This window comes from Idiomarina sp. H2, assembly GCF_004364275.1.
Taxonomy (GTDB): domain Bacteria; phylum Pseudomonadota; class Gammaproteobacteria; order Enterobacterales; family Alteromonadaceae; genus Idiomarina; species Idiomarina loihiensis.
Map to the genome: position 1 here is coordinate 149,421 of NZ_SNZY01000005.1, position 15,852 is coordinate 165,272.

Annotated in this window: 21 protein-coding genes; 10 read left to right on the plus strand and 11 right to left on the minus strand. The window is 46.6% G+C overall.

From position 1 onward, the window contains the following. Positions 1-37 precede the first annotated feature (37 nt). The 3 genes from rpsI to zapE all read right to left on the minus strand — a co-directional run bounded on the left by rpsI (position 38) and on the right by zapE (position 2,168). Positions 38-430 carry a 30S ribosomal protein S9 gene (rpsI, locus tag DET62_RS08205; RefSeq protein ID WP_011233676.1) on the minus strand — a complete coding sequence of 131 codons (393 nt, stop codon included), beginning with the start codon at positions 428-430 and terminating at the stop codon, positions 38-40. Between the two features lie 17 nt (positions 431-447). After that, positions 448-876: a 50S ribosomal protein L13 gene (gene rplM, locus DET62_RS08210; protein WP_034818651.1), complete on the minus strand. Its 429-nt coding sequence runs from the start codon at positions 874-876 to the stop codon at positions 448-450. Positions 877-1,073: 197 nt separating this feature from the next. Beyond that, positions 1,074-2,168, minus strand: coding sequence for a cell division protein ZapE (gene zapE, locus DET62_RS08215; RefSeq protein ID WP_110013653.1), 1,095 nt, complete (start codon positions 2,166-2,168; stop codon positions 1,074-1,076). A gap of 119 nt (positions 2,169-2,287) precedes the next feature. On the opposite strand from zapE, the gene DET62_RS08220 reads away from it, so the two are divergent. The 3 genes from DET62_RS08220 (at position 2,288) to DET62_RS08230 (ending at position 5,305) form a co-directional block, all read left to right on the plus strand. After that, positions 2,288-2,749, plus strand: coding sequence for a YhcB family protein (locus DET62_RS08220; protein WP_011233673.1), 462 nt, complete (start codon positions 2,288-2,290; stop codon positions 2,747-2,749). Between the two features lie 87 nt (positions 2,750-2,836). Next, on the plus strand, positions 2,837-4,192 hold the full coding sequence (locus DET62_RS08225) for a DegQ family serine endoprotease (protein ID WP_011233672.1): 1,356 nt from the start codon (positions 2,837-2,839) through the stop codon (positions 4,190-4,192). A gap of 63 nt (positions 4,193-4,255) precedes the next feature. After that, positions 4,256-5,305, plus strand: a complete 1,050-nt coding sequence (locus DET62_RS08230) for a trypsin-like peptidase domain-containing protein (RefSeq protein WP_011233671.1) — start codon at positions 4,256-4,258, stop codon at positions 5,303-5,305. Positions 5,306-5,311: 6 nt separating this feature from the next. On the opposite strand, the gene murA is transcribed toward DET62_RS08230, so the two are convergent. From murA to DET62_RS08270, 8 genes are all read right to left on the minus strand, one after another. After that, on the minus strand, positions 5,312-6,571 hold the full coding sequence (murA, locus tag DET62_RS08235; RefSeq protein WP_011233670.1) for a UDP-N-acetylglucosamine 1-carboxyvinyltransferase: 1,260 nt from the start codon (positions 6,569-6,571) through the stop codon (positions 5,312-5,314). 16 nt (positions 6,572-6,587) lie between these two features. Further along, complete coding sequence (locus tag DET62_RS08240; protein ID WP_011233669.1) at positions 6,588-6,842, minus strand: BolA family protein; 255 nt, start codon at positions 6,840-6,842, stop codon at positions 6,588-6,590. Between the two features lie 37 nt (positions 6,843-6,879). Then, on the minus strand, positions 6,880-7,173 hold the full coding sequence (locus tag DET62_RS08245; protein WP_011233668.1) for an STAS domain-containing protein: 294 nt from the start codon (positions 7,171-7,173) through the stop codon (positions 6,880-6,882). Continuing rightward, entirely contained in the window at positions 7,173-7,844 is a 672-nt protein-coding gene (locus tag DET62_RS08250) for an ABC transporter substrate-binding protein (protein ID WP_110013570.1), read from the minus strand. The genes DET62_RS08245 and DET62_RS08250 overlap by 1 nt, the downstream gene beginning before the upstream one ends. A 17-nt stretch (positions 7,845-7,861) precedes the next feature. Further along, a complete protein-coding gene (gene mlaD, locus DET62_RS08255) occupies positions 7,862-8,329 on the minus strand; it encodes an outer membrane lipid asymmetry maintenance protein MlaD (protein WP_034818660.1) in 468 nt (155 codons plus the stop codon). Positions 8,330-8,331: 2 nt separating this feature from the next. Continuing rightward, positions 8,332-9,108 (minus strand): lipid asymmetry maintenance ABC transporter permease subunit MlaE, encoded by a 777-nt coding sequence (gene mlaE, locus DET62_RS08260; protein ID WP_041291770.1) that lies wholly within the window; start codon positions 9,106-9,108, stop codon positions 8,332-8,334. After that, positions 9,108-9,908: an ATP-binding cassette domain-containing protein gene (locus DET62_RS08265; protein WP_011233664.1), complete on the minus strand. Its 801-nt coding sequence runs from the start codon at positions 9,906-9,908 to the stop codon at positions 9,108-9,110. Before DET62_RS08265 ends, mlaE begins: the two co-directional genes overlap by 1 nt. An 84-nt stretch (positions 9,909-9,992) precedes the next feature. Next, the gene (locus tag DET62_RS08270) at positions 9,993-10,568 is read right to left on the minus strand and encodes a TetR/AcrR family transcriptional regulator (RefSeq protein WP_011233663.1); all 576 of its coding nucleotides are present in this window, start codon (positions 10,566-10,568) and stop codon (positions 9,993-9,995) included. 156 nt (positions 10,569-10,724) lie between these two features. Between DET62_RS08270 and DET62_RS08275 the strand changes: the two genes are divergently transcribed. Genes DET62_RS08275 through hpf form a run of 7 tightly spaced genes read left to right on the plus strand, consistent with a single transcriptional unit; the run spans position 10,725 to position 15,851 of the window. Continuing rightward, entirely contained in the window at positions 10,725-11,702 is a 978-nt protein-coding gene (locus DET62_RS08275; RefSeq protein ID WP_011233662.1) for a KpsF/GutQ family sugar-phosphate isomerase, read from the plus strand. Further along, positions 11,702-12,256 carry a 3-deoxy-manno-octulosonate-8-phosphatase KdsC gene (kdsC, locus tag DET62_RS08280; protein ID WP_011233661.1) on the plus strand — a complete coding sequence of 185 codons (555 nt, stop codon included), beginning with the start codon at positions 11,702-11,704 and terminating at the stop codon, positions 12,254-12,256. Before DET62_RS08275 ends, kdsC begins: the two co-directional genes overlap by 1 nt. Then, positions 12,253-12,816 (plus strand): LPS export ABC transporter periplasmic protein LptC, encoded by a 564-nt coding sequence (lptC, locus tag DET62_RS08285; RefSeq protein ID WP_011233660.1) that lies wholly within the window; start codon positions 12,253-12,255, stop codon positions 12,814-12,816. Before kdsC ends, lptC begins: the two co-directional genes overlap by 4 nt. Continuing rightward, positions 12,785-13,327: a lipopolysaccharide transport periplasmic protein LptA gene (lptA, locus tag DET62_RS08290; RefSeq protein WP_011233659.1), complete on the plus strand. Its 543-nt coding sequence runs from the start codon at positions 12,785-12,787 to the stop codon at positions 13,325-13,327. Before lptC ends, lptA begins: the two co-directional genes overlap by 32 nt. Position 13,328: 1 nt before the next feature. Then, entirely contained in the window at positions 13,329-14,054 is a 726-nt protein-coding gene (gene lptB, locus DET62_RS08295) for an LPS export ABC transporter ATP-binding protein (protein ID WP_011233658.1), read from the plus strand. A gap of 21 nt (positions 14,055-14,075) precedes the next feature. Further along, positions 14,076-15,536 (plus strand): RNA polymerase factor sigma-54, encoded by a 1,461-nt coding sequence (locus DET62_RS08300; RefSeq protein ID WP_110013569.1) that lies wholly within the window; start codon positions 14,076-14,078, stop codon positions 15,534-15,536. A 27-nt stretch (positions 15,537-15,563) separates the two neighbouring features. Beyond that, positions 15,564-15,851 (plus strand): ribosome hibernation promoting factor, encoded by a 288-nt coding sequence (gene hpf / locus DET62_RS08305; protein WP_011233656.1) that lies wholly within the window; start codon positions 15,564-15,566, stop codon positions 15,849-15,851. Position 15,852: the final 1 nt, after the last annotated feature.

Sequence of the window (15,852 nt, forward strand, 5' to 3'; positions counted from 1 at the left end):
GCCGAAGCTGGGTTTTGCCACAAAAAACAAAGACGAATTAACGCTTTGAGAACTGTGGACGTTTACGTGCTTTATGCAAGCCGATTTTCTTACGTTCAACTTGACGAGCGTCACGGGTAACGTAACCTTCTTTACGTAATGGACCACGTAAAGCTTCGTCGTATTGCATTAATGCACGAGTAATACCGTGACGAATTGCACCCGCCTGACCGGTAGTACCACCACCACTTACAGTGATGTACATGTCAAACTTTTCAGTCATTTCAACTAATTCTAATGGTTGACGAACAACCATTTGAGCCGTTTCACGACCGAAGTATTCGTTCAGTTCACGGTTGTTAATTTTGATGTTGCCGCTACCAGGACGCAAAAATACGCGAGCCGTGGAGTTTTTGCGACGACCAGTACCGTAGTATTGATTATCTGCCATAGTGTTCTTGCTCCGTATTATATATCCAGTTGTTTAGGTTGTTGAGCAATATGGTTATGCTCAGTACCTGCGTACACTTTCAGTTTACGGAACATGGCACGACCCAATGGACCACGGGGTAACATACCTTTCACCGCTTTCTGAATGACCATCTCTGGTTTCTTAGCAATCAGTTTTTCAAAACTGATTGATTTGATACCACCCGGAAATCCAGTGTGCGAGTAGTACATCTTGCCCTGAGCTTTATTACCGGTAACAGTAATTTTCTCAGCGTTAATGACGACGATATAGTCGCCGGTATCAACGTGAGGAGTGTACTCAGGCTTATGCTTGCCGCGTAAACGACGAGCGATTTCAGTAGCTAAACGACCTAAAGTTTTGCCTTCAGCGTCTACTACGTACCAGTCGCGTTTTACCGTTTCTGGCTTGGCTACAAATGTTTTCATTGTATAAAACCTACATTTTAAAAGTTCACGGACAGTAATTCCGGGCTTCCCCGCGAATCACAACAATAAAAAAATGATAGAAATCATTTAGTTATCTGCTGCGACCGCTGCATTACGTTATGTAACACAACGGACTGTAACGTGGGCTGCGCGGATTATAGGAAAAATGCGGTTAAAGATCACGCATTTTCTGAAATTTATGCTTTATGAGCCATTGCCAGATATTCCTGACTTTGCATTTCCTGCAGTCGGCTGACACAACGGCGAAACTCGAAAGTTAACTGGCCTTCCGTATAGAGAGCTTCAATACTCACATCTGCTGACAAAATCAGTTTCACCCGACGCTCATAAAATTCATCAACTAACGCTATAAAGCGGCGAGCCGTATCATCTTTCCCCGCGCCCATTTGCTCAACATTACTAATCAATACCGCATGGTAAAGTCTGGCTATTTCCATGTAGTCATTTTGGCTACGGGCTGTCTTACAAATGGAGGTAAAATCAAAAAATACCACATCGTCACACTCTGCCCGAACGTCAATATCCCGTCCTTCAATTTCAATACAGTCTGATTCGTAACGCTCTTTACATTCAGGCGCTAGCTCTTTGAAGTATTTCCATAAATTCTTATCGGCTTTTTCATCCAGTGGCGAATGAAAAATTTCCGCCCGGGTAAGCGTTCGAAGACGATAATCAATGCCGCTATCCACATTAACCACTTCGCAGTGCTGATTGATGAGTTTAATAGCAGGAATGAAACGTGCGCGTTGCAGTCCGTTTTTATAGAGTTCGTCAGGAACGATGTTTGAAGTCGCTACCAGCACCACCCCTTTCTCAAATAAGTACTCAAACAGCCTACCCAGTAACATGGCATCGGTAATATCCTGCACAAAAAACTCGTCAAAGCAGACAATTCGTGCTTCGGCGGCAATGTTATCAGCCACAATGCGTAACGGATCGCTCTGCTTATCCAGTTGTTTAAGTTCATTATGAACCCGGTGCATGAATCGGTGAAAGTGGATTCGCCATTTACGCTCAATTGGCAGACTTTCAAAGAAGGTATCAACCAGATAGGTTTTCCCACGGCCGACACCACCCCAAAAGTAGATGCCCTGAGGCTGATCCGGCTCTTTGTTAAACCACTTTTGCCAGCCTGGCAGAGTCTGATATTGATGCCACTCAATAAGCTCATCATGCAGTCTTTGCAAATGTTTAACAGCGTTTAGCTGCGCAGCATCTTTCGAGAAATCATTGTGTTCTATATCATACTGATAACGTTCTAGTGGAGACATTTGCTGTTTGGACACTACCACTTCACCTCAGTTGGGATTATCCTATAAGTTAATATGTTACCATGAAGGTGAAGCGCAGCAATCATTCGCCGCTGCGACAGCTTGTTCAGGAGTTAATTATGAGTTGGATTATTGGGGTTCTGTTGGTCGTTGCTGGTGCTATCATTGGCTTTTTTGCGGCTCGTTACAGCCAGTCGAAAGGCCAGTCAGGCGATCTCGAAGAGCAAGTACAGCAAAGTCAGCAGCGTTTAACCGACTACCAAAGAGAAGTTGCCGAACACTTCGCCACCGCAAACGCTATGGTCGAACAACTGGCAGATACCCAGCAACGTTTACAAAGCTACTTAAACCAAAGTGCTGAGCTGCTTGAGAAAAGCGATGTACAAAGTGACCTGCCTTTTTTCGCAGAAGACACAATTAAACAACTGCGAGTGGCCAATTCATTAAATAAAGATCACCGTTCAGGCCGTGACAGCTATAGCGCCAACGATATTCCCCGCGATTACACCGAGGGCTCCAGCGGGCTCTTTTCAAGTAGTTACGAGCAAGATCAAGAAAAAGAGTCATCAAAAACATCTTGAAACATTTTTAGAGTGAACTCATATAGCTGACAAGCGGTCTTAACTGGCGACCGTTTGTTAGTGCTTTATTAAGGAGTCACTCGAATCATGAAAAGAGTCTTAGCATTATTCAGTTTAATCTGTGTTGTTAGCTTCACCTCTATACCTTCTGCCCATGCTGGCATTCCTTTTTTTGGCAATGACGACGAACAGCCGACCTTAGCGCCGATGCTTGAGGAGGTAACACCCGCCGTCGTCAATATCTCAGTAAAAGGTAAGCGAGAAGTACGACAACGCCTGCCGGAAGCGCTTCGTTTCTTTTTTGGCCCGGATTCTCCACGTGAACAAGTCCGTGAGCGCCCGTTTAGAGGCTTAGGTTCCGGCGTGATTATTGATGCGGAAAAAGGCTATGTAGTAACCAATAACCATGTTGTAGACGACGCTACAGAAATTCTCGTCACCCTAAAAAATGGCCGTGAGTTTGATGCTAAAGTTATAGGCACTGATGAACGCAGCGACGTGGCTTTGCTAAAGATAGAGAACGGCGAAAACCTCACCGCCATAGAGCTTGGCAAGTCATCAGAGCTGCGAGTCGGTGATTTCGTGGTCGCTATTGGTAACCCTTTCGGGCTTGGCCAGACAGTAACCTCCGGTATCGTTAGCGCTCTAGGTCGAGCAGGTCTTGGCATTGAGGAACTGGAAAACTTCATCCAGACCGATGCCGCTATTAACAGCGGTAATTCGGGCGGTGCTCTGGTCACTTTAGACGGCAAACTCATTGGAATTAACACCGCGATACTCGGCCCTAACGGTGGCAATATCGGTATCGGTTTCGCTATTCCATCGGACATGATGAATAACTTAGTACAACAATTGATTGAATTTGGCGAAGTTCGCCGCGGTGTACTGGGAGTGCGGGGTAACGATTTAACTCACGACGTTGCTCAGGCATTGAATATTCCGGTCAACCGGGGGGCTTTTGTTTCACAGGTCGTACCGGGTAGTTCAGCAGATGAAGCTGGTATTGAATCGGGCGATGTCATTATCTCAGTCGATGGGCAGACAATCCGCTCATTTTCGGAGCTTGGTGCAATGGTCGGCTCTATAGGCTCAGGGAACTCATTAAAGCTTGGGGTGATTCGCGACGGTGAAGAGCAATCGATTAACGTCACCCTTGGTGCACAGGACATGTCTGTTACAGCTGAGTCAATTCACCCGGCTTTACAGGGCGCTACTCTTGCTGCAACGGATGGAAATGGAATTGAAGTAGAAGAGCTTGAAGAGCGTTCTCCTGCTGCGCGAATTGGCCTAGAGGAAGGCGATATTATTCAGGGCGTTAACAGAAAGGCAGTGAGCTCAATATCGGAGTTGCGGGCAGCAATTGAAGATAAGAGCGGTGTTATAGCCCTTAATATAAAACGAGGCGACAGTTCACTCTTTATTGTGTTGCGTAACGCAAACTGACATTGTGACAGGCAGGTGGTATCAGTGCTATGCTGATACCACCTGATTTAACCGGAAGCTGGTATGCAACAACTTTCTTCAACTTTACGATTTTTACTTCAGTCAGTTGGCTTAGGCCTAGTTGTTGCGGCTATTGTTATTATCGCTAAACCTTTCTGGGCACAGTCCGAATCATTAAGACAAAACGGCAACGAAATTACCTCCTTTAATCAGGCCGTCCGAAAAGCCGCCCCCGCCGTTGTGAATATTTATAGTATGGGGGAAATTCAGGGGTCTTATTATCAACCTCAATCATCACGTGTCTGGCGTTTAGGTTCAGGCGTTATTATGGACTCTCAGGGATATATTCTGACCGCCCATCACGTTGTCGATAATGTTGATAAAATTGAAGTCGCGCTGCAGGACGGCAGACGCTATGCCGCTCAGTTAATTGGTAGTGACCGTTACACCGATTTAGCTGTGCTGAAAATTGATGCAGAGAACCTACCGGTAATTCCTGTACAGTCAACACGCCGCGTACGGGTTGGTGACATTGTCCTCGCCATAGGTAATCCATACAATATTGGCCAGACAATTACGCAAGGTATTGTCAGTGCCAGCGGCGGTCGGGTTGGTGTCAGCAATTCCTATTCCGATTTGATTCAAATGGACGCAGTGATCAACCAGGGTGCCTCAGGCGGAGCTTTGGTTAATACCGCCGGAGAACTTATCGGCATCAATAACGCCCGCTATAATTCGGCTTTTGGAGATGGCGGCGAAGGCATTTATTTTGCCGTACCCTATGAAAATGCACGCAAAGTAATGAAAACCCTTATTCAGGAAGGGAAAGTGGTACGCGGATACATTGGTATTAGCGTTAATCCAAACTTTAGTGAAGAACAATCACTGTCAGGCATATTAATAACCGGAGTTGAACGGAATAGTCCGGCAGCAAAAGCAGGATTACAACCGAACGATTTTCTGGTGGCTATTGGTGGTGACCCTGTTCGCTCTGCGCCGGAAGGGCTTGACCGGGTTGCAGGTAGTGAGCCCGGCACTAAATTAGAAGTGGAATTTTACCGTAATGAAAAGCGAATGACGACCACCGTAACAGTGGCCGAATTACCCAGATAACGGCTGCTAAGCCGTTACTCGTTCAATATCAGCACCTAAGCCCTGAAGTTTTTTCTCAATCCCTTCATAGCCCCGGTCAATATGATAGATGCGCTCGACAACAGTTTCTCCGGTCGCAACCAGACCCGCTATAACAAGAGAGGCTGAAGCTCGTAAGTCGGTACACATAACCTCTGCGCCGGTCAGTTCATCAACCCCGTGACATAGTGCAGTATTGCCTTCCGACTCGACATTTGCGCCCATGCGTCGTAACTCAGGAATGTGCATAAAGCGGTTTTCAAATATCGTTTCACGAATACCGGCGGTACCTTCTGCAATGGCATTTAGCGCACAAAATTGAGCCTGCATATCGGTTGGAAAAGCCGGATGAGGAGCCGTAATAATATTGACTGCTTTAGGCCGGCCATGGCTCTGTATCGCTATCCAGTTATCACCTTTATCAATTGTCGCGCCAGCTTCTTCCAGCTTTTTCAACACCGCATCAAGGCTTGCCGGGTCAGTTTTTTCGCAACGCACCGAACCTCCAGTTGCCAAAGCTGCGACTAAAAACGTCCCCGTTTCGATACGGTCGGGCATGACACTATATTCACCACCATGCAGCTTATTAACACCTGTAATATGAATGGTGTCACTTCCTGCGTCGCGGACATTCGCGCCCAGGCTGTTAAGAAAGTTTGCTAAATCAATGACTTCGGGTTCGCGAGCGGCATTTTCTATGACCGTTTCACCCTCAGCCAGTACCGCTGCCATCATTAAGTTTTCAGTGCCGGTCACGCTGACCGTGTCGAGCAAAATCTCTGCGCCCTGCAGACGCCCCTCTACTGACGCTTTAATGTAACCATTTTCAACGTCAATATGCGCGCCCATTTTACGCAGGCCTTCAATATGAAGATTTACCGGCCGTGCGCCTATAGCGCAACCACCCGGCAGAGACACTTCCGCTTTACCGGTTTTAGCTAATAACGGGCCTAAAACCAAAATAGAAGCACGCATAGTTTTAACCAGATCATAAGGCGCTTTGAAGTGATTAAGCGTGGTCGGGTCAATGCAAACGCTATTATTATTCAGGTTGCTATGACTAATGCCCAGGCAATCGAGTAACTCCAGAGTTGTGTCGACATCGTGAAGGTCGGGAACATTAGACAGGGTTATTTTTTCAGACGGCAACAGCGAAGCCATTAAAATAGGCAGCGCGGCATTTTTTGCCCCTGAAATAGTGACCGAACCTGACAAAGGTTGGCCTCCACGTATTTTAAATTTATCCATCAACTAACCAACAACCTTATGGCATCATTAATTTTTTATCACGCGCCCAGTCTTCCGGCGTGTAAGCTTTTATCGATACGGCATGGATTGAACCGTCGGCAATCAACGGGTTTAGAGGACCATACACGGCTTGCTGACGCTTTACCCGACTCATATCTTTAAAGTCTTCGCTGACAGCAATAATTTCTACATTCGCGCCTTCAGCTTTAACCAGAAGCTCTTCCAGAGAAAGCGCATCGTTCAGCAAAGTTTTCAGTTCTTCAGTATTCATTGTTATCTGCCGTTGGCTTAAAAGTTAATAAGACCGCCTAGCTTAACGAAAGCAGCGACTCAACGCCACTAACGCGGGCAATTTGTTTCAGCTGTTCAGATGCTCCGATACAGGTTAACGGACCTTTCCCATCGCCAACCAATTTCAATATTTCAAGCAAAAAAGCCACCCCGGCAGTATCGATAACCTCTACATCGGTTAAATCAACCCGGGTTTCGCTTCCCACCGACCAGCTTTTGCGCTGTGACCACAGTTTAGCAACACTGTGACGAGTCAATGAACCGCTAAAAACCAGTGTCTTATCATCGCTAACCTTCACCGATGCTAACATTAGAGTCCCTCTGCCGGGCTTTCTACTTCGTCATCTGCCTTAATCGGCTCGGAAGCTTTCTTTTCAATCAGCTCGATGGTTTTATCAATGCCATTAGCCCGGATAACCGAAGAAATTTCACTTTGCTTACTGTTCAGCAGACTGACACCTTCAACAACTAAATCGTAGGCTTTCCAAATTTCTTCATCAGAGTCGTAACGTATACGAAAATCCAGACGAATTTCCGGGCGCCCTTCTTCTTTTATTCGCGCCTTCACGACGGCCGAACGTGCATCATCAGAAATTTCCTGACTAGGTTCAAAAGTGACCTTATGCTTGTCCTCGTCATACTGAGTAAAAGCACGGGCATACGTCGCCACTAAGTAATCGTAGAAAGCCTGGTAAAAACGTTCGCGTTGTTCTTTTGTCGTGTCGCGCAAGTAACGGCCTAATACTTTCTTCGACGCATACATATTGTCAACATAAGGCATCATCTCATCTTCAACGACTTCCTTTAGATAATTAGGATCTGCGTCAATTTTGTCTCTGTCCGATGCAATGCGATCAAAGGTTTTTTCAGCAACTTCTTTCAATAACTCTTGCGGATCATCGTTACGAATTAAATCGGCTGATGCGGATGCAACCAGTACTAAGGTTACAAAAACGGCCGTTATCCATTGTTTTACTGCCATGGTGCTCTCCTTACCACTTATTCATTGCCCTGACTGAACAGAAACTGGCCTATCAGGTTTTCTAAAACCAATGCTGACTTGGTATCAGTAATGGTATCACCGTCTTCTAACGTACCTACGCTGTCATCAATAAAGCCGGGTTCAAGCCCAAGATATTGCTCACCCAGGAGTCCTGACGTCAACACCGACAATGTACTGGCTTCAGAAAACTTGTCGTAATCTTTGCTAATGCTCATTGTTACACGCGGCTCATAGTAGTCACCCGACAATGAAATATCAGTAACACGACCCACAACCACACCACCGACTTTCACCGGCGAGCGGACTTTCAGACTACCAACATTATCGAACTTAGCGTACAGGGTGTAGCTATCTCCCGATGTTGTCATAGTGCCGCTGGCTGCCCTTAATGCGATAAAGAACAAAGCCAAAATACCGACGACAACAAAAACGCCTACCCATAACTGTGTTTTTCTTGATTCCATGGTTATCCACCAAACATGATAGCTGTAAGAATAAAATCGAGTCCTAGAATTGCCAACGACGCAGTCACAACTGTTGACGTTGTCGCAGCACTGATTCCCGCAGAGGTTGGAACCGAACGATAACCTTTATACAAAGCTATCCAGGTAACAACAAAGGCAAATACAATAGACTTAATAATGCCGTTCAGAAGATCATCCTGCCAATCGACTGCCGATTGCATGACTGACCAAAAAGCGCCTTCATCAACCCCCAGCCAGCCGGAGCCAACCAGGTAACCGCCGTAAATTCCAACGGCTGAGAACATCAACGCCAGCAGTGGCATACTAACCACACCAGCCCAGAACCTGGGAGCAATCACACGGCGTAAAGGATCAACCGCCATCATCTCCAGACTGGAAAGTTGCTCAGTGGCTTTCATAAGACCGATTTCAGCAGTGAGTGCGGAGCCCGCTCGCCCCGCAAATAACAGACCGGTAACGACAGGCCCCAACTCACGCAGCAACGACAGCGCAACCATAGGCCCCAGACTTTGCTCAGCACCATAGTCAACTAAAATAGTGTAGCCCTGTAAGCCAAGCACCATACCGATGAATAAGCCACTGACGATAACGATGAGCATCGACAATACGCCGACGACATACATTTGTTTAATAAAGAGCGGCCATGACTTAGCTGGTTGAGGCTTGCCAATAATGGCACCCATTAACATAGCCAGGGCGTATCCAATGCCTGCCAGGCTATCCAATACCTGGCGACCGACAGACCGTATAAACTGGATCATTCCTTGCCCCTTAATAAGTCTGTTGTAAAATCGTCATCTGAGTAGTGAAATGCTACGGGTCCATCTGGAGCGCCATTCAAAAACTGCTTAATAATTGCGGTCTCATTATTGCGCAGTTCATCCGGAGTTCCCTTGCCTACCACTTTTTTGTCGGCGATGACATAAGCATAATCCGCAATCGATAACACTTCTTTTACGTCGTGCGATACAACAATAGAGGTCAAACCTAGTGACTCATTCAAAGATTTAATAAGCTTTACAATGACCGCCATAGAAATAGGATCCTGACCCGCAAACGGCTCATCGTATAAAATTAATTCAGGATCCAGAGCTATAGCCCTTGCCAGAGCAGCTCTACGAGCCATGCCACCAGACAGTTCTGACGGCATAAGGTGACGCGCACCACGCAGACCCACGGCCTCAAGCTTCATTAAAACCACGCTGCGAATAATTTCTTCGGGTAAGTCGGTGTGCTCGCGCAGTGGAAAGGCGACGTTCTCGTATACCGACATGTCGGTGAACAACGCACCACTTTGAAACAGCATGCTCATGCGCTTGCGTAATTGATACAAAGCGTCGCGTTTTAACTGCGGGACTTCCTCTCCGGCTACTTTGATACTGCCGCTGTCAGGCTTAAGCTGTCCACCGATAAGGCGCAACAGCGTCGTTTTACCAATGCCACTAGGCCCCATGACAGCAACCATTTTGCCTTTCGGAACATCTAACGACAGGCCGTCATAGACCCGATGGCTTCCATGCGCAAAAGTCAGATCTTTAAGTTCTACCAAGTTTGTCACGACAGTTTCCTGTTACGAGTTTATCAGCCTTTATTTTAACGACTGTCGGTATAGTCTGATACCGAAAAAGTGTTGCAAATTTTATCAGCGAATTGATTCTATTTCTGTCAATTCATCGACAAGCTTCAGTAAATATTGTGCAAAATCTTCACGTTCATGCACGCAAGCGTCACACAAGTTGAGTTGCTCGAACAAACGCGCACCATGAACCGCGTAAAACAGAGTTTTCCCAACTTTGCTTCCGGCGATACGTTCCAACCGCTGTAAAGTCAGTGCTATATGCTCTTTTAAAGGGCCCAACAACTCCGGGTTAGTCGCAGCGGCAGCCAGCATTCCACTGCCTAGCCGAGAACATTCAGCGTCCGTATCAAGCGCTGCTAGTAAAATACTTTTTAATTCGCCTTTTGGGTCATCGGCAAACTGGTGATGATATTGCTCACGAAGTTTTTCATAACGTTCGACACGGCGTTTTAACATAGCCTGCAGCAAACAATCTTTGCTCTTGAAATGATAAAGCAAACCACCTTTGCTGATGCCCGTTGTCTGGCTCAAGGCGTCAAATGTAAGGTGCCCTGCACCCTCGGCAGCGACCAATTGATCTGCGGCATCCAGAATGACGTCTCTGTTGCTGGGTCGCCCTGCGCCTTTTTTCTCTACCATGGTGTATTCACTTTACCTACACTTACTTTATCAACCGTCTGGTTGGTATAGTAATTATTTTTGTAATAAAATACAAGATTTACCTGTGTACGGTAGGCAGAGTTGTACCGAATGACGTATTATACAGGGCAAAAGTACAACGCCAGAGGCATGACCATGAAACAAGTCACCCAGAACTTTCGGCTACTGGGCGAACAAGTACTGGATATCGAAAAGAAGGCGATTGAAGGCCTGTATCAATATTTGGATGATAATTTCGATGCCGCCTGCCAAACTCTGTTTAATTGCAAAGGCCGCGTTATTGTCACCGGCATGGGTAAATCCGGTCATATTGGCGGGAAAATAGCTGCCACACTTGCCTCAACCGGCACACCAGCGTTTTTTGTACATCCGGGCGAAGCCAGCCACGGAGATTTAGGCATGGTTGCGGCTCAGGATGTGGTCATTGCGATATCTAACAGTGGCGAAACGGCCGAAGTGCTGAATATTATTCCGGTCATTAAACGTCTGGGCGTGCCCTTAATTTCAATGACTGGCAAACCAGGCTCCACTCTTGCCCGACTGGCTGATACTCATGTTTGTATCGCAGTTGAACAAGAGGCCTGTCCGCTCGGGTTAGCCCCCACGGCTTCTACAACAGCAACTCTTGTCATGGGCGATGCGATGGCGGTTGCTCTGCTCAATGCCCGCGGCTTCACCGCCGACGACTTTGCACTATCACACCCCGGCGGCTCGCTGGGTAAACGCCTGCTATTGCGGTTGCATGACGTGATGCACACTGGCGAGCGTGTTCCGGTTATTCCAGCCGACGCTATTATTAGTGATGCGTTACTGGAAATGTCGCGTAAAGGCTTGGGTATGACCGCGATAGTTGATGAAAACCAACGTCTCGCCGGCATTTTTACAGACGGTGACTTACGTCGCATTCTGGATAACCGAATCGATGTCCATAAAACTCCGATAGCTGAAGTTATGACCCGCTCCTGTATTACTGCGAACGAGGACATGCTGGCCGCTGAGGCATTAAAACTCATGCAGGACCGAAAAATAAATGGGCTGATAATTACCAACGACGATGGACAGCCTTGTGGCGCAATGAACATGCATGACTTACTGCAGGCGGGAGTGCTCTGATGGAATGTATTAATACCTGGTACGGCGACATTGAAAAAAGCCTGTTTAAACGTTTTTCCGAAATAAAGCTACTGGTTCTGGATGTCGACGGGGTGTTTTCCGACGGTCGCATATACTTAGGCAATGATGGTGAGGAACTGAAAGCGTTTCACACCCGGGATGGCTTTGGCATGAAAGCACTGAAAAAATCAGGTGTTGAAACGGCAGTCATTACCGGACGAACGTCACGCATTGTTGAACACCGTATGGAACATTTAGATGTCGGCTTTATTTATCAGGGACAGAACGATAAAACAGCCGCTTTCGATGAGCTACTAACAAAGTTAGGCCTTAGCGCGGAGCAAGTTGCTTATGTTGGAGACGACACCCCCGATTTAGCTTTAATTAAAGCGGCGGGTCTGGGGATTGCAGTCCAGGACGCTCACGCATCGGTACAACAACAGGCCGATTATATTTCACGCTGCCATGGTGGACATGGTGCCGTGCGCGAAGTCTGTGATTTAATCATGCTCAGTCAAGGGCAACTGCACCTGGCTACAGGAGCCAGTGTGTGAGCCGACGCGTTACTGTCATTCTAATTTTATTATTCGGTGCCGGGCTATTGCTTGTCTGGCGCCCTTTTAGTGATGATGCTGATGGTAACAACGCGGCGACAACACGCACTATGCAGCCCGATTTTACCGCTTTTGGGCTGGAGACGCGTATTTTCGAAAGTGACGGTTTACTGGCTCACAAGATAAAATCTGAGAAAATGTCTCACTATAACCAAATTGGTCTGACCGAACTTAAGCGTCCGGTTTACACAGTCTTTTCTGAGCAAGGCGAAGAGCTTTGGGAAGTCAGTGCCGCGCAAGGCACTTTCTACGACGATCAAACCCTGATTTTAGAGCATGATGTTGAAATACTTGCTTTAGAGCCGGATACTCACATCGAGCAAGTGTTAACCGAGTACCTGATTGTTGATTTAAAAAATGAGTCAATGAGCACAGAACATCCTGTAAGCATTCACGGACCACGGCTATTAATTCGGGGTAACGGTATGACTGCGGATCTGAAAGCTGAACGAATGGAGCTAAAAAGACATGTTAAAACGATTTTCCAGCCTGCTGAGTAAACTCATCCTGGTTGCCTTAATACCCTCAGCGGTTATGGCTCAGGGCAAGTCTGACTTTAGTAAACCCATGGAAGTTGAGTCGAGTAAGGAAGAGCTTGATATTAAAAATAACCGCCTGGTTTTAACGGACAACGTTATTATTCGTCAGGGCACCTTATTAATCCGCGCCGATCGACTAGAAGCATCCGCCAGCGAAAGCGCCGAGCAAGCAGATATTTTTATTGCAGAAGGCACTCCTGCTACTTACAGCCAGACGCTGGACGACGGCAATGAAATTAACGCTGAAGCAAAAAAAATCACCTATTTTCAGTCGGAACAGCGACTGGAGCTTAGTGGCGACGCTCGCATCTCTCAAGGTAGCAGTAGCTCAAGCGGCAGTTTGATTACTTATGATTTGAATAAACAAACGGTAACGGCAAGCAGTTCAGGTGAAGAAGACAGCCGTGTTATCACTATTTTTACGCCTAAACCAAAAACCGATACCGACGAAAAAAATAACGAGAACCCTTAATATGGCAACTTTACGAGTCAAACATTTAGCCAAAAGCTACAAAAGCCGACAAGTCGTTAAAGACGTTAGCCTGGAAGTAAGTCAGGGGCAGGTTATTGGTTTACTGGGCCCCAACGGTGCAGGTAAAACCACAACCTTCTATATGATAGTCGGTTTGGTTAATAGCGATAAAGGTCAAATTCTGCTGGATGACAATGACCTTACCTTACTGCCAATGCATGAACGGGCACGCCGGGGTATTGGGTATTTGCCACAAGAGGCGTCCATTTTTCGCAAATTGACCGTGCGCGATAATCTGATGGCTATTCTGGAAACTCGTAAAGAACTTTCAACTAATGAGCGTGAAGAACAGCTTGATGCTTTGCTCGAAGAGTTTCATATAGGCCACATAGCAAACAGTCAGGGCATGAGTCTTTCAGGCGGTGAGCGCCGTCGGGTTGAAATTGCCCGCGCCTTGGCAGCGGAGCCTACGTTTATTTTGCTGGACGAGCCTTTTGCCGGAGTTGACCCTATTTCGGTTATTGATATTAAAAAGATTGTTGAACATTTAAAGCAACGTGGTATTGGTGTACTTATTACTGATCACAACGTTCGCGAGACATTGTCTGTTTGTGAACACGCTTATATTGTCAGTCATGGTGAGCTTATTGCCAGTGGGGATGCAGAAAGTATATTATCGAATCAACAGGTTAGAGACGTTTACCTCGGTGAGCAGTTCACCCTATAACGTGATACCGGGACAGTCATTATGAAGCAAAGTCTGCAGCTAAAAATTGGTCAGCACCTGACCATGACGCCACAACTCCAACAGGCCATCCGCCTGCTGCAGCTTTCCTCGCTCGATCTTCAGTCAGAAATTCAGGATGCATTAGACAGCAACCCGCTGCTGGAGGTTGAAGGTGAAACGAGTAACGACGCGGACCAACCCGAAACTCGCAATATTGAAGAAAGAGACGACAGCCAACGGGAAACATCCGACGTTATAAAAACCCAGGAAATGCCTGACGAACTGCCGGTCGACAGCAGTTGGGACGACACCTACTCCAGTCATACCCCGGCCAACGGTGCAGCCTCTTCAGGTAAATCCTTTGACGGCGATTTTGAGGTCTATCAAGGCTCTACCAGCGAGTCTTTGCAGGATCACCTGCTTTGGCAAATGCAACTTTCTCATTTTTCGGAAGAAGACACCGCCATAGCTGAAGCCATTATTGAAGCCATAGACGACAATGGCTATCTGATGGTTGATGTTAATGAAATTATTGAAGCTGTGCGCCTGCCCGAAGTTGAGGCAGAAGAAGTCTGCATGGTGCTTAAGCGTATTCAGCATTTCGACCCAATAGGTGTCGGCGCACGTAGCGTCAGTGAATGCCTTGCCATTCAATTACGTCAACTAAGCGACGACACTGAATACAAGCAGGTTGCTCTATGCTTAGTGACTGAACATATGGACTTACTTGGCAGTCGCGATTTTCGCACCATTCAGCGTAAACTGAAGCTATCGGAAGACGATTTACGCCAAACTATGCGATTAATTCAACAGTTGCACCCGCACCCGGGCGAGCAAGTTGCGCAGCAACCCGTTGAATATGTTATTCCCGATGTGGCCGTTACTAAAAAAAATGGTCGTTGGATGGTCGAATTAAACCCGGATAGCGTACCTAAACTAAAAGTGAACGAAGAATACGCGGCCTTGAGTAAAGCAACAAAGTCAGTAGCCGACAGCCAGTACATAAAAAACCATACGCAAGAAGCCCGCTGGTTCATAAAAAGCCTGGAGAGCAGAAACGATACGCTGCTGAAAGTGGCCAATTGCATAGTACAACGCCAACAGGGCTTTTTTGAGCATGGTGAAGAAGCTATGAAGCCAATGGTTCTGAACGATGTTGCAGAAGCCGTGGATATGCATGAAAGTACGATTTCACGCGTAACGACACAAAAATACTTACACTGCCCAAGTGGCGTATTTGAGTTGAAATATTTTTTCTCAAGTCATGTCAGTACAGAGGGCGGTGGCGAGTGTTCAAGCACGGCAATACGTGCTTTAATTAAGAAGATGGTCGCTGCTGAAAATCGCAGTAAACCGTTAAGTGACAGTAAGATTGCTGAACTGATAGCCGAACAAGGTATCCAAGTAGCAAGAAGGACAATTGCGAAGTATCGGGAATCGTTAAACATTCCATCATCGAGCCAACGCAAAAGTCTTTTGTAACTTTGTTAACTGCAGAAGGAAGACGTTATGCAAATTAATTTGACCGGTCATCACATCGATATTACCGAAGCTCTGCGTGACTACGTGGACACAAAATTTGCCAAGCTGGAAAGACATTTTGACCATATAACTAATGTTCACGTCATCCTAAATGTTGAAAAAACGATTCAAAAAGCGGAAGCTACGCTGCACGTGAATGGCGGTGAGCTTTTCGCCGACGCAAAACACGAAGATATGTACGCGGCCATCGACGGTTTAATTAATAAACTGGACCGTCAGGTGATTAAACACAAAGAGAAAATGAAACAACATTAAT